Source organism: Streptomyces sp. NPDC048639, assembly GCF_043199075.1.
Lineage (GTDB): Bacteria > Actinomycetota > Actinomycetes > Streptomycetales > Streptomycetaceae > Streptomyces.
This window is the reverse complement of record NZ_JBICVP010000012.1, coordinates 143675-157246: the sequence shown is the minus strand read 5'-3', so window position 1 is coordinate 157246 and position 13572 is coordinate 143675. Positions and strand designations below refer to the sequence as shown.

At 70.4% G+C, this 13572-nt stretch carries 8 protein-coding genes; 6 read left to right on the top strand and 2 right to left on the bottom strand.

The window, feature by feature from the left end:
* Positions 1–344 precede the first annotated feature (344 nt).
* Positions 345–2786: a SpoIIE family protein phosphatase gene (locus ACGFNH_RS28965; RefSeq protein ID WP_393658704.1), complete on the top strand. Its 2442-nt coding sequence runs from the start codon at positions 345–347 to the stop codon at positions 2784–2786.
* A 123-nt stretch (positions 2787–2909) separates the two neighbouring features.
* Here the strand turns inward: ACGFNH_RS28965 and ACGFNH_RS28960 are convergent, their stop codons facing one another.
* Together ACGFNH_RS28960 and ACGFNH_RS28955 are read right to left on the bottom strand one after the other, a co-directional pair.
* Complete coding sequence (locus ACGFNH_RS28960; RefSeq protein ID WP_393658702.1) at positions 2910–3608, bottom strand: two-component system response regulator; 699 nt, start codon at positions 3606–3608, stop codon at positions 2910–2912.
* Positions 3605–7978 (bottom strand): HAMP domain-containing protein, encoded by a 4374-nt coding sequence (locus tag ACGFNH_RS28955; RefSeq protein WP_393658700.1) that lies wholly within the window; start codon positions 7976–7978, stop codon positions 3605–3607. Before ACGFNH_RS28955 ends, ACGFNH_RS28960 begins: the two co-directional genes overlap by 4 nt.
* A gap of 94 nt (positions 7979–8072) precedes the next feature.
* Here ACGFNH_RS28955 and ACGFNH_RS28950 point away from each other — a divergent pair, with 94 nt between their 5' ends.
* The 5 genes from ACGFNH_RS28950 to ACGFNH_RS28930 all read left to right on the top strand — a co-directional run bounded on the left by ACGFNH_RS28950 (position 8073) and on the right by ACGFNH_RS28930 (position 13551).
* Positions 8073–10019 carry a SpoIIE family protein phosphatase gene (locus ACGFNH_RS28950; RefSeq protein WP_393658698.1) on the top strand — a complete coding sequence of 649 codons (1947 nt, stop codon included), beginning with the start codon at positions 8073–8075 and terminating at the stop codon, positions 10017–10019.
* Positions 10020–10181: 162 nt separating this feature from the next.
* Positions 10182–10604, top strand: a complete 423-nt coding sequence (locus tag ACGFNH_RS28945) for a GntR family transcriptional regulator (protein ID WP_393658696.1) — start codon at positions 10182–10184, stop codon at positions 10602–10604.
* Complete coding sequence (locus ACGFNH_RS28940) at positions 10601–11542, top strand: ATP-binding cassette domain-containing protein (RefSeq protein WP_393658694.1); 942 nt, start codon at positions 10601–10603, stop codon at positions 11540–11542. Before ACGFNH_RS28945 ends, ACGFNH_RS28940 begins: the two co-directional genes overlap by 4 nt.
* Positions 11539–12492, top strand: coding sequence for a transporter (locus tag ACGFNH_RS28935; RefSeq protein ID WP_393658692.1), 954 nt, complete (start codon positions 11539–11541; stop codon positions 12490–12492). The genes ACGFNH_RS28940 and ACGFNH_RS28935 overlap by 4 nt, the downstream gene beginning before the upstream one ends.
* Positions 12493–12729: 237 nt before the next feature.
* A complete protein-coding gene (locus ACGFNH_RS28930) occupies positions 12730–13551 on the top strand; it encodes a class I SAM-dependent methyltransferase (protein ID WP_393658866.1) in 822 nt (273 codons plus the stop codon).
* Positions 13552–13572: the final 21 nt, after the last annotated feature.

Below are 13572 nucleotides of genomic sequence, written 5' to 3'. Positions count from 1 at the left end.
GGGGGCAAGGGCGCCGAGTCCGCGCGGGTGGCGCCCGCCGGGGCCGCGAGGAGCCCGCCGCGCGTCGTGCGTACGAGGGTCCCGGGTCTCGGGGTCTCGGCATGGGGCGGGCCGGGGGTCGCGAACCGAGCATTCTGCGCAGGGATATTGCGCGAGTCGCGCAATTGCGAACCGGAATTATTGGGTGTTCCATGCAGAAATAGGGTGTGCATTTCGCGCATCGAGTAATCCCGGATGAGCTGTTTCCTTCCCGTTCGAAGTGGATCCGCGAACAATGGGAACCGAGTACGACAGAGCCGGGGCGACAGCCGGGGGCGACATATGGCAGGGACGGACGGGCAGCGATGAGCGGATCCGGAGCGGAACCCCGCGGGGGTCCTCGCAGCCCCTTCGACGTGATGCACGCGGCCACCGCGGTGGTGGACGAGCGTGGCGTCGTCGAACGGTGGAGCCGCGGTGCCGAGGAACTGCTCGGCCACCGCGCGGAGGATGTCGTGGGCCGTCCGGTCGCGGAACTCCTGCCCGACGGGGACACCTTGGACGCCGCGAAGGGCCGCCGCAAGGAGGGGGACGGCTGGAGCGGGCTGGTGGCCGTCCGTCACCGCGACGGCCGACGCCTGGCGTTGGCGTTCCGCGCGTGCCCCTTGTGGGGCACCGAGGACAAGCCGAGCTGGCTCCTCGCCGTCACCGACGTGGCCGGGCTGCAGGAGTGGGAGCGCGAACAGGCCGTCTACCGCGGGCTGTTCACCCAGTCCCCGATCGGCATGGCCATCGTGGACGCCGACTTGAAGTACCTGCGCATCAACCCCGCGCTGGAGGCCATGGACAGCCTGCCGGCTCACGAGCACGTGGGCCGGCTCCTGGGCGAAGTGGTCCCGGGAGTCGACGCCGCGCTCGTCCAGCGCGAGGCGAAGCAGGTCCTTGAAACGGGCGACCCCCTGGAGACGTACGAGACCTTCGGGCCGGTGAAGACCGGCCCCGGTTCGTCGCCGCGCCACAACCGCGTCCGGTTGTGGCGCATCCAGGACCCGGCGGGCGAAGTCCTCGGCCTGTGCCACACCGTCTTCGACGTGACTGCCCACCACCGGGCAAGGCAGCGGCTCGCGCTGGTCAACGAGGCCGCCGGATCCATCGGTACCACCCTGGACCTCGACCAGACCGCCCGCGAACTGGCCGAGTTGCTCGTCCCGAGGATGGCGGACTTCGTCTCCGTCGACCTGCTGGACGCCGTCGTCCGCACCCAGGAACTGCGTCCGGGACCGGTCAGCGCGGCCGCGGCGCTGCGCCGGGTCGCGCACCAGTCCATCCAGGAGGACGTCCCCGAGTCCGTCGTGGGGCCCGGCGAGCCGACCCGCTACCCCGTCGGCTGGGCGCCCATGGAGTGCCTGGTCACGGGGCGGCCCGTACTGCGTGCCGTGGTGGACCTGTCGGCCCCCTGGGTGGGCCGGGACATCGTCCGCGGCGCGCGGATGCGCGAGCTGGGTATTCACTCGGCGGTGGCCGTGCCCCTGCTGGCCCGCGGCATCACCATGGGTGTGGCCACCATGGTCCGCTGGAAGAACCCGGAGCCCTTCGACGATGACGACATGCTGCTCGTGGGCGAGTTGGGCGCCCGCGCCGCCATCTGCATCGACAACGCACGGCGCTTCTCCCGCGAGCACAGCGCCGCCCTGACGCTGCAGCGCAGTCTGCTGCCGCGCGATCTGCCGGAGCAGAGCGCGGTGGAGGCGGCCTACCGCTACCTGCCCGCCGACGCCCAAGCGGGCGTCGGGGGCGACTGGTTCGACATCATCCCGCTCTCCGGTGCCCGGGTCGCGATGGTCGTCGGGGACGTCGTCGGCCACGGTCTCCATGCGGCGGCCACCATGGGCCGGCTGCGCACCGCCGTTCACACGCTCGCCGACCTCGATCTGCCGCCCGACGAACTCCTCGCGCACGTCGACGACTTGGTGGTCCGGCTCTCGGACGAGGCGGAGAAGGCCGGATCGGGATACGGCGGCGACGTGATCGGCGCGACCTGCCTGTACGCGGTGTACGACCCGATCACGCGCCGGGCCACCATGGCGCGAGCCGGCCATCCCGCACCCGCGATCGCCCACCTCGAAGCACCGGTCGAGCTGCCCGACATCCCCGCCGGCCCCCCGCTCGGACTCGGCGGACTGCCCTTCGAATCGGCCGAGTTCGAGCTCCCGGAGGGCAGCGTCATCGCCTTCTACACCGACGGGCTCATCGAGGCCGCGGACCGGGACGTCGACGTCGGCTTCGAGCGGCTCTACTTCGCGCTGGCCCACCCCGACCGCCCGCTGGAGGAGATCTGCGACACCATGGTCCGGACGCTGCTGCCGGACCGGCCGCACGACGACGTCGCCTTCCTCGTCGTCCGCACCCGCTGTCTGAGCGACGAGGACGTCGTGTCCTGGGAGCTGGAGGCCGATCCCGCCGTCGTCGCCGACGTACGGCACAAGGCGGGCCGGCAGGTGGCCGCGTGGGGGCTGGAGGAATCGGCGTTCACGACCGAGCTGATCGTGAGCGAACTGGTCACCAACGCGGTCCGCTACGGCGTCGGGCCGATCAATCTGCGCCTCATCCGCGACCAGAACCTGATCTGCGAGGTCTCCGACAACAGCAACACCTCACCCCATCTTCAGCGCGCGCGGACCACGGACGAGGGCGGACGCGGGCTGTTCCTCGTCGCACAGTGCGCCCAGCGCTGGGGCACGCGCTACACGGCGGAGGGCAAGACGATCTGGGCCGAACAGCCGCTCCCGCGCCCCCCGGAGCGGTGAGCGCCCTCCGCGAGGAGTCGTGAGGACCCTCCGAGGAGTCGTGAGGGCCCTCCGAGTCACGGAGGCGAAGCCTGAGGGGCCGCGCGTCTGCCGCAGCGTCCGCCGCACCGGTGCCGCGGCTGCTCAGGCGGAGTCGCCGCGTACGCGCAGGGTGTCGACGGCATGCTCCATGTCGGAGATACGGTCGGCCAGCCCGGTCGCCGTCTCGCCCTCCGCGTCGCGCAGAAGCAGCTCGATCTGGGCGAGGCGATTGACGATCTCGGCCAGCCGCTCGCCGCTTTCCCTACCGTTCGCCGGGGCATCGGCTCCGGCGTCCGCGCCCTCCTGCGTCTCGTCGGACGCCGCGCCTTCCGTCGTCTCGTCCGACGTGCCGTCGCCCACCAGCAGGCGTCGCAACTGCTCGGCCTGGGCCGCGAGTTGGCGATTCTTGCGGTGGAGCTCCAGGAAGACGTTCACCTTGGTGCGCAGCAGCCAGGGGTCGAAGGGCTTGGTGAGGAAGTCCGCGGCGCCCACCGCGTAGCCGCGGTAGGCGTAGTCGGTGTCGGCATCGGTGCCGGTGAGCAGAATGATCGGCACATCCTTGGTCTGGTCGAGGCGTTTGATGTTGGCGGCGGTCTCGAAGCCGTCCATGCCGGGCATCAGCACGTCGAGCAGAACGACCGCGAACTCCTGGCGGAGCATGGCCTTGAGGGCCTCTTCGCCGGAGTGCGCGCGGACGACCAGCTGGTCGAGCGAGCCCAGTACGGCTTCCAGCGCGACGAGGTTCTCCTCCATGTCGTCGACGATGAGGATGCTCGACTTCTCCGATGCGCTTGTGCTCATGAGCCCTTCCTCGGTGGTTTCCTTCCGCCCTTCGTCCGAGTCCTCGCCGAACCTGATTTCTTGGTTCCGTCGGTCTTCCCGGTGTCGTCCGCCGCGTCCTCGGTCTGCTCGGTGTGCTCGGTCCGCTCGCCGCCGACAGCCTCCCCGCCATCGTCCCGGGCGTCGTCCTCCGCCGGGTCCGACTCACTCTCGAGCAGTTTGCAGACCGCCGAGAGCAGGCGGTCCACGTCCACGGGCTTGGGCACGTAGTCCGAGGCGCCGCTCTCGATCGCCTTGTCGCGGTCGCCCGGCATGGCCTTGGCGGTCAGCGCGATGATCGGCAGACCGGCGAGGCGCGGGGTGTTGCGGATGGCTCCGATCGTCTCGTAGCCGTCCATCTCGGGCATCATGATGTCCATCAGGACCAGAGACACCTCCGGGTTCCGGTCGAGGACTTCGAGGCCCTCGCGGCCGTTCTCCGCGTACTTCACCGTGATGCCCACCCGTCCCAGGACGTGGGTGAGGGCGAAGACATTGCGGATGTCGTCGTCGATGATCAGAATCTGCCGGCCCGCCAGCAGGCGGCCGGGACGCCCGCCCAGCCACTCGGTCAGCCGGGGGGCCTCGGTGCGGGCGCCCTCGTAGTCGGAGGTATGGGCCGGCTCCGCCCCGTCGCCGTCCGGTCCGGCGACGCGGGTCGGCCTGAAGTCGGCCCCGGGCGGGAGCTGCGAGGGCAGGGGCGCGGGCGCCGCGGGTGCGGGAGGCGGCGGCGGGGGAAGGGCCGTGGTCGCGGCCGTGAGCGGCTGTGCCGTCTGGGGCTGGGGCGTGACGGCCGGGTACTGCGACGGGATGAAGAGCGTGAAGCGCGAGCCGACGCCCTCCTCGCTCTCCGCGGTGATACGGCCGCCGAGCAGACCGGCGATCTCCCGGCTGATGGACAGGCCGAGGCCCGTACCGCCGTACTTGCGGCTGGTGGTGCCGTCGGACTGCTGGAAGGCCTCGAAGATCACCGGCAGTTTGTCCGGCGGGATGCCGATGCCGGTGTCCTCGACCGTGAAGGCGACGACGCTCTCGGCGGTCTGGAGTGTCGCCTCCTCGAACTCGGTGCCCGGAACGCGCTCCACGCGCAGTTCCACACCGCCGGACGAGGTGAACTTCACCGCGTTGGAGAGCAGATTGCGCAACACCTGCTGGAGGCGCTGCTCGTCGGAGAACAGCTCCCTGGGCACGTTGTCGGCGACCGAGACCTCGAAGGTCAGATTGCGGTCGTGAGCGAGGGGGCGGAAGGTCGCGTGCACGTAGTCGAGCAGCTTGGTCAGCGGCAGCTTCTTCGGGTGCACGTCCATCCGGCCCGCCTCGATCTTGGAGAGGTCCAGGATGTCGTTGATGAGCTGGAGCAGATCGGAGCCGGACCGGTAGATGGTGGCGGCGAACTGCACCTCCTGCTCGGACAGCCGCTCGTCGGGGTTGTCGGCGAGCAGCCGGGCCAGTACGAGGAGGGAGTTGAGCGGCGTGCGCAGCTCGTGCGACATGTTCGCCAGGAACTCCGACTTGTACTGCGAGGAGGTCGCCAGCAGGGCGGCCTTCTCCTCCAGCTCGGCATTGGAGCGCTGCAGGTCGTCGGCGCTCTTGCGCAGCTCGGTGGTCAGCCGTTGGGACTCCGAGAGCAGCGACTCCGTACGGGAGTTGGCGATGATGGTGTTGATCGAGACGCCGATGGTGTTGACGAACTGGTCGATGAACGCCAGGTGGACCTCGTTGAACTTGCTGAACGAGGCCAGCTCGATCACGCCCAGCACCTCGTCCTCGAAGAGGATCGGGAGGATCACGATGCTCGCGGGCGGGGCGGCGCCGAGGCCGGAGTTGACGGTGATGTAGTCCGGCGGGACGTCGGTGATGAGGATGCGTGTCTTCTCCAGGGCGGCCTGGGCGATCAGCCCGCGCCCGATCGTGCCGGTCGTGGTCTGGGAGGTGCTGCTGCCGCCGGCGGCGTCCGTGCCGTAGCCGGCGATGAACTGCAGCCCCTGTCCGGGCTGGGCGGCCGCCTCGGCCAGGAAGAACGCTCCGAACTGGGCGTTCACCAGCGGTGTCAGCTCGCGCAGGATCAGGTCGGCGACCTCGACCAGGTCGCGGTGGCCCTGCATCAGACCGGCGATACGGGTCAGGTTCGACTCCAGCCAGTCCTTGGCGCGGGTGGTCTCGCGGAGGTTGGCCACCATGAGGTTGACGTTGTTCTTCAGCTCGTTGACCTCGCCCTCGGCCTCCACCTGGATGGCGCCCGACAGATCGCCCTTGGCGACGGAGCTGGCGACCTCGGCGATCGCGCGGACCTGGGTGGTGAGGTTCGAGGCGAGTTCGTTGACGCTGGTGGTCAGCCGCTTCCAGGTGCCGTAGACGGCCTCGACGCGGGCCTGGCCGCCCAGCTGTCCCTCACTGCCCACCTCGCGGGCGACGCGGGTCACCTCGGAGGAGAACGAGGAGAGCGTGTCGACCATGGTGTTGATGGTGGTCTTCAGCTCCAGGATCTCGCCGCGGGCGTCCACGTCGATCTTCTTCGACAGGTCGCCCTGGGCGACGGCGGTGGCGACCTGGGCGATGTTGCGGACCTGGGAGGTGAGGTTGTCCGCCATGAAGTTGACGTTGTCGGTGAGGTCTCGCCAGACGCCGGAGACGCCGCGTACCTGGGCGCGTCCGCCGAGGCGCCCCTCGGTGCCGACCTCGCGGGCGACGCGGGTGACCTCGTCGGCGAACCCGCGGAGCTGGTCCACCATCGTGTTGACGGTGTCCTTCAGCTCGAGGATCTCGCCGCGGGCGTCGACGGTGATCTTCTTCGACAGGTCGCCGTCGGCGACGGCGGTGGTCACCTGGGCGATGTTGCGGACCTGGGACGTCAGGTTCAGCGCCATGAAGTTGACGTTGTCGGTCAGGTCCTTCCAGACGCCCGAGACATCCCTGACCTGGGCCTGACCGCCCAGGTTTCCCTCGGTGCCGACCTCGCGGGCGACGCGGGTGACCTCATCGGCGAACGCGGAGAGCTGGTCGACCATCGTGTTGATCGTCGACTTCAGCTCCAGGATCTCGCCCTTGGCCTCGACGGTGATCGTCTTGCCGAGGTCGCCCTCGGCGACGGCGGTGGCGACCTGGGCGATGTTGCGGACCTGGGAGGTGAGGTTGTCCGCCATGAAGTTGACGTTCTCGGTGAGGTCCTTCCAGACGCCGGAGACGCCGCGTACCTGGGCGCGTCCGCCGAGGCGCCCCTCGGTGCCGACCTCGCGGGCGACGCGGGTGACCTCGTCCGCGAAGGCGGAGAGCTGGTCGACCATGATGTTCACGGTGTCCTTCAGCTGAAGGATCTCGCCCCGCGCGTCCACCGTGATCTTCTGGCTGAGGTCGCCCGTCGCGACGGCGGTGGTCACCTGGGCGATGTTGCGGACCTGGGACGTCAGGTTCGACGCCATGAAGTTGACGCTGTCGGTGAGGTCCTTCCAGACGCCGGAGACGCCGCGTACCTGGGCGCGTCCGCCGAGCTGCCCTTCGGTGCCGACCTCGCGGGCGACGCGGGTGACCTCGTCGGCGAAGGCGCGGAGCTGGTCGACCATCGTGTTCACGGTCAGCTTCAGCTCCAGCAGCTCACCCGTGGCCTCCACCGTCACCTGCTGGGTGAGGTCACCCCGGGCCACCGCCGTGGTGACGACCGCGATGTCGCGGACCTGAGCCGTCAGACGGGACGCCATGGTGTTGACGGCCTCCGTCACGTAGCGCCAGTCGCCGGAGAGGCCCTGGACCTTCGCACGGCCGCCCAGACGTCCCTCGGTGCCGACCTCGCGGGCCACCCGGGTCACCTCGCCGGTGAACCTCGAGAGCTGGTCCACCATGCGGTTCACACCGAGGCCCAGACGACGCAGGTCGCCCCGGAGCTGGCGGTTGCCGTCGTGCAGATCCACGTGCTGGGTCAGATCCCCGTCCGCGACCGCGTCCAGGACCCGGGTCGCCTTGCCGACCGGGACCACGAGGGCGTCCAGCAGGGTGTTCGTCGCATCGACGTTGCGTGCCCAGGCGCCTTGGCCCGGGCTGGCGGATATGCGCTCGTCGAGCCGGCCATGGCGGATCATCTCGCGGCGTACGCGCTGGAGCTCCAGGGCCAAATGGTCGTTGCGGGCCACGATGCGGTTGAACAGCCCGGCCATCTCGGCCGCCGCACCTTCGCCGACGGCGTCGGCACGTACGGTGAAGTCTCCGTCGCACAGCGCATTCATCGCCGCGATCAAAGGGCGCAGGTCAGCTACCCGCACCCACGGGCCTTCGTCCGGGGCGGAGCCCGGTGGCCCTGTGGAGTCCGGTGATCGACTGGTGGTGGACGCTGAAGCGGGCGGGGCAGGATCGAGTGCCATAACAGCCCATTCTCAGTGATCTACTTGTACGGGCGTGTCCTAGTATAAGACTGCAAATACAGTCCGAATTCCCGGCTGCTTCCCAAGGTCGCGCATGGAGCCATCCCCCTCGTTCCCGCGTGTGTTCGTGTCACGGACGAGCCTGCCGTCGGACCGGCTGGCGGCCTCCGCGGCCCGGGCATTCGTGCGCTCGGTGCTCATCGAGCAGGTCGGCGGCCCGGACCTCTCCTCCGGTGCGATCACCGACCGGTTCGTGGACGATGCCGTGCTTCTCGTCGACGAACTGGTCACCAATGCCGTCATGCACGCCGGGACCGAGATCGAGGTCATTCTCCGGTTGGAGGCCGGGCTGCGCTTTCCCTCCGTCGTGGCCGTGGACGCGGACGGCAATGGTGCGGCGGGTACGGAGAGGCAGCCCGGTCTCGTCGTCGAGGTGGTCGACCACCACCCGTCCAGCGCAGTGAGCCGGGGTACGGACGCCCGGCACGGCAGGCGGGGCCTCGGCCTCCAAGTGGTGGGCGCGCTGGCCGAATCGTGGGGGGTGACGTACCGGCACACGGCGAAGACGGTGTGGTTCCGCCTGGAGGCGAGGACGGAGGAACCGGAGCTGCTCGTGCAGGCCGACAGCGGGCTCGGGTCCGACGTACGAGCGGCGGAGCCGGCCGCGCCCGCCCCTGCCCCGCCCGTACGCACCGCGGAGCCCGAGGCGGCGCGCCCTGGCCCTGCCTCCCGTCGGTTCGACCGGATCGGTCCGTCCTTCCTCGCCGAGGCCAGCGAGCTGCTCGCCGGGCAGCTCGACGAGGACATGGTGGCCGCGCTCGCCGGGCAGCTCGTGGTGCCCCGGCTCGCGGACTGGTGCGCCGTATGGCTGAGCACCGACAGCGGGCGGATGCGGCTGTCCCGCATCTGGCACATGGACGAGCGGATGACCGAGACGCTGCGTCCCGTGCTGGAGAAGAATCCGCCGCCTCCCAGCCTCCGTGCCGCCGGATTCCCCTGGCCCTGGCCGTGGCCCGAGGACCGCGACGCCGACGGGGCTGGCGGTTCGGTTCTCGCGTTCCCCCTGGTCACCGGTGGGGCCTGCCAGGGGGTGCTGCTGCTCGGCCGGGCGGGCCGTATGCCGATGAGCGACAGCGTGGTCCGGAAGGTCGAGGACGTGGCGCGCCTGGTCGCACAGGCCGTCGTCACCGCCCGCCAGTACACCCGGCAGACCACGATCAGCCAGGCGCTCCAGCGACGGCAGCTCCCGCCCTCCCTGGCCCGGGTCCCGGGAGTGGAGACCGCGATCGTCTACGAGCCGTTCGGCGAGGCGCAGACCGTCGGCGGCGACTTCTACGACCTGTTCCCGATGGGCGGGCGGCGCTGGTGCTTCCTGCTCGGCGACGTGCAGGGCAAGGACCCGGAGGCCATGTCGGTGACGGGCCTGGCCCGGCACCTGGTCCGCCTGCTGGCGCGCGAGGGGCACGGCGTCGAGTCCGTCCTCCACCGGCTGAACATCGCGATGGCCGAGGAGAGCGCGGAGGCCGTGGCGTACGGCGGCGAGCAGGCGCACCCCAGATTCCTCAGCCTCCTCTACGGCGAGCTCGAGCCCGACCCTGCCGCAGGCGGTGCGCGCTGCACCATCGCGAGTGCGGGGCATCCGCTGCCGCTGAGGCTGTTCCCCGACGGCACGGTGGAACCGGCGGCGGATCCCCAGATGCTGCTGGGCATCGACAGGAGCACCCGCTTCAACGCCAACTCCTTCGACCTCGCGCTCGGCGAGACGCTGCTGTGCGTCACCGATGGCGTCACCGAACGCCGCAGCGGGAACCGGCAGTTGGACGACGATGACGGCTTGTCCGACGTGCTGCGGGGATGCGCCGGCATGGGTGCCATGGCCGTGGCCGAACGGGTGCGGCAGGTGGCCCACGACTTCTCCCCGGAGCCGCTGGAGGACGATCTCGCGGTGCTGGTGATGCACGCTGTGCGCGGTCCGGTGCGGGCGCGGACGGCCGGGCCGCAGGAGGGCACGGCGAGCGGCGCGCCGGACCCGGGTCTCTGAACGAGCGGCGCCGGGGCGCTCAGCGCCTTCCGGGGGAGCGACCTGCCGGCCACCCCCTTCCAGCGGTCTACTTCCGGCCGGGATCGTCCGATCGGGATTGACACCCGTCCCACCCCTGATCCATGCTTTCACTACTTAACTAGTGAAACATGGAAGGTGGCGGTGGTCGACTACCGGATCGACCGGCGGAGCGGCGTACCCGCGTACGTGCAGATCGTGCAGCAGACCGAGCAGGCCCTCCGGATGGGCACGCTGCAGGTCGGCGACAAACTGCCGACGGCCAAGGAGGTCGTCGCCGCCACTGCCATCAACCCCAACACCGTGCTCAAGGCCTACCGGGAGCTGGAACGGGCCGGACTGGTCGAGGGCCGCCGCGGCCTCGGGACGTTCGTCCGCAGATCGCTCGCGCGGCCCGGGGCCGAGGGCGGCTCCGAGCTGCGGGCCGAACTCGCCGCGTGGATGGAGCGGGCACGGGCGGCGGGGCTGGAACGGGAGGACATTCTCGCGCTGTGCCGGGCAGCGCTGGACGAGCTGCCGGCCGAGGAGGCACGGGACAGCCGGGAGCACATTCGGGAGGACGTATGACGGGGGCGACGGCGCCGGCCGCGGTGCACGCCACAGGGCTGGGCTTCCGGTTCCGGACCCGCGGCAGTTGGGCCCTGCGGGACTGCGAACTGACCCTGCCCGCCGGACGTGTCGCCGCGCTCGTCGGGCGCAACGGGGCGGGCAAGAGCACGCTGCTGCACCTTGCGTCCGGCCTCATCGCGCCCGCCGAGGGAGACCTGCGGGTGCTCGGGGCGTCCCCCGGGGCGGCCGCCATCCGCGACCGTGTCGCGCTGCTCGCCCAGGACAAACCGCTCTATCCCCGCTTCACCGTGGCCGACACCCTGCGCCTGGGCCGCGAGTTCAACCACGAATGGGACCAGGCGGCCGCCGAACGTGTCGTACGGGCCGGGGACATCCCCCTGACCGACCGGGTGGGCCGGCTCTCGGCAGGCCAGCGCACCCGCGTCGCTCTGGCGCTCGTCCTGGGGCGGCGGCCCGAACTGCTGCTCCTGGACGAGCCGTTGGCCGATCTCGACCCGCTCGTCCGTGAGGAGATCACCGCCACGCTGATGGAGGAGGCTGCCGAGCGCCGGGTCACCATCGTGCTCTCCTCCCATGTGCTCCCCGACGTCGAAGAGGTCTGCGACTGGGTCGTCCTGCTGCGGGAGGGACGCGTCGGCCTCTGCGCCGACGTGGACGAACTGCGGGAAGCGCACACCGTGTTGACCGGGCACGCCGACGCCGCCGGGGCGCTGGACGAGCACAGCGTAGTCCATCGACGCACCAGCGGCAGACAGATCACCGCGCTGGTCCGCACGCGGGGCCCGGTCCGCGGCGACTGGATCGCCGAACGGCCCCGACTGGAGGAGATCCTGCTCGGCCACCTCCGGGCACCCAGCGCCGACGCCACGGTCACGGTCACGGCCACGGCCACGGCCACGGCCACGGGAAACGATACGAGGGAGGAGGTCGCGTGAAGGGCTCGTTCTGGCTGGCCTGGCGCCAACAGCGCGCGCTGATCATAGGCAGCGCCGGGGTGCTGGCCGTCCTCGCCGTCGTCGCGGCGTCCGAACGCGCGGCCATCCTCTCGGCCCTGGGCAGCGGCGCCGTACGCAACTGCGGCATCGGACCCCTCACCTGCAGAAACTCCATCGGCCTGCCCCGGGCCCTGGACACCGGCCCGCTGCGCCTGCTCGGAATCCTGAACATGGCCCTGCCCGTCCTGATCGGAATGCTCTGGGGCGCCCCGCTCCTCGGGCGTGACCGGGAACTGGGCACCCACCGGCTGGTGCTGACCCAAGGGGTGAGCAGGACCCGCTGGTTCGCCGCCCGCCTGATGCTCGCCGCCACCTGGGCGGTCGTCGTCGCCGGAGTGCCGGCGCTGCTCTTCGCCTGGTGGTGGAAGCCGGTCGCCGACAGGAGCTACGGGCTGTACTGGTACGAGACCGTGGCCCTGGAGGGCTCCGGGCCGCGAGCCGTGGCCGCCGCGGTCCTCGGGCTTGCGGTGGGCACACTGGCCGGACTGCTGGTGCGGCGGGTGGTCCTCGCCATGGGGCTTACCGCCCTCGTGACGGGCACGGTGGGCGTACTGCTCCAGTGGTCGCACCAGGCACGTCTGCTCGTTCCGCCCCAGGTCTACGCCAGTCACGGGGCCGGGCGAAGACAGCCGATGGCCGACAAGTGGTCGGCGGGGAACTGGGGTTACCTCACCCCCTCCGGACACCGCGAGTCCATCACCAACTGCCCCTATCCCGCGGGCCGGGAGCTGCGGGAATGCATGACGGACCACGACTACGCCTCCCGCGTCTACTCGGCCAACCCGCCCGGTGACTACTGGGTGTTCCAGTGGATCGACACGGCGGTCCTCTGCGGACTGGCCATCGCTCTCGTCGCCTTCACGGTGTGGCGGCTGCGCCGTCGCATCTGACGCTCCCTCAGGGTTTACGCGGTCCGGGACGACGTCGTCCTGACGCACGGCCCGGCAGGGCAGTCTCGGCGGACCGTCCGCCGGTGTTTCCGGGACCCCGCTTCCGGACGTCCCGCACGTTTCCTTCGTCCGTCCCTTCCTCCGCCCTTCCTCCATCCGTCCGTCCTTCGTTCCTTCCTCCCGCCGTTCACCGTCGCCGACACCCTTTCCCTCACCCCCATGAAAGGTCTTCTCGTCATGCCGGAAAACACCTCGCAGTCCTCCCCGAAGTCGACGAAGAAGCTGGCCTCCAACCGGTCCGGCCTCGGCCACAAAATCACCTACGCGCTCCGTCACCCCGGCCGCGTCGCGCCGTATCTGCGCCGCTCCGGACGCGACACCTGGCTGCGGTGGAAGCACCGCGACCATGTCTCGTACTACCGCGCCGTGATGGCCTCGGACACCCGGCGCAGCCCGGAGCGAGCCGTCGGCGCCCGGACCCACGAACGCTGGCTGGCGCTGGGGCAGATGCAGTTCGACTACCTCGTGGAGCACGGGCTCCGCCCGGAGCACCGCATGCTCGACATCGGCTGCGGAAACCTGCGCGGCGGCTGGCGGTTCATACACCACCTGGACAGCGGCAACTACTACGGAATCGACATCTCACCGGACATCCTGATCCACGCGAAGAAGACCGTCGCCGAACGTGCACTCCAGGAGAAACTGCCGCACCTCACCATCACCGGCGACCTCACCCTGGACTTCCTGCCAGACGAACACTTCGACGTGATCCACGCGCACAGCGTGTTCTCGCACTCACCGCTCCATGTGATCGACGAATGCCTCACCCACGTCGGCCGGGTGCTCACACCGAACGGCTTCTTCGACTTCACCTTCGACCGCACGGAGGGCACCGAACACCAGGTGCTCAGCGAGGACTTCTACTACCGCACCGAGACCCTGCTGGACCTCGCCCGTCAACGCGGTCTGCACGCACGGTTCATGACGGACTGGGAGAAGCGCCCGCACGGGCAGTCCAAGATCCGCGTCAGCCGCTCGCCGCTCCCCGACACCGATTGAGGGCGGCCCCGCCGCGCGGCC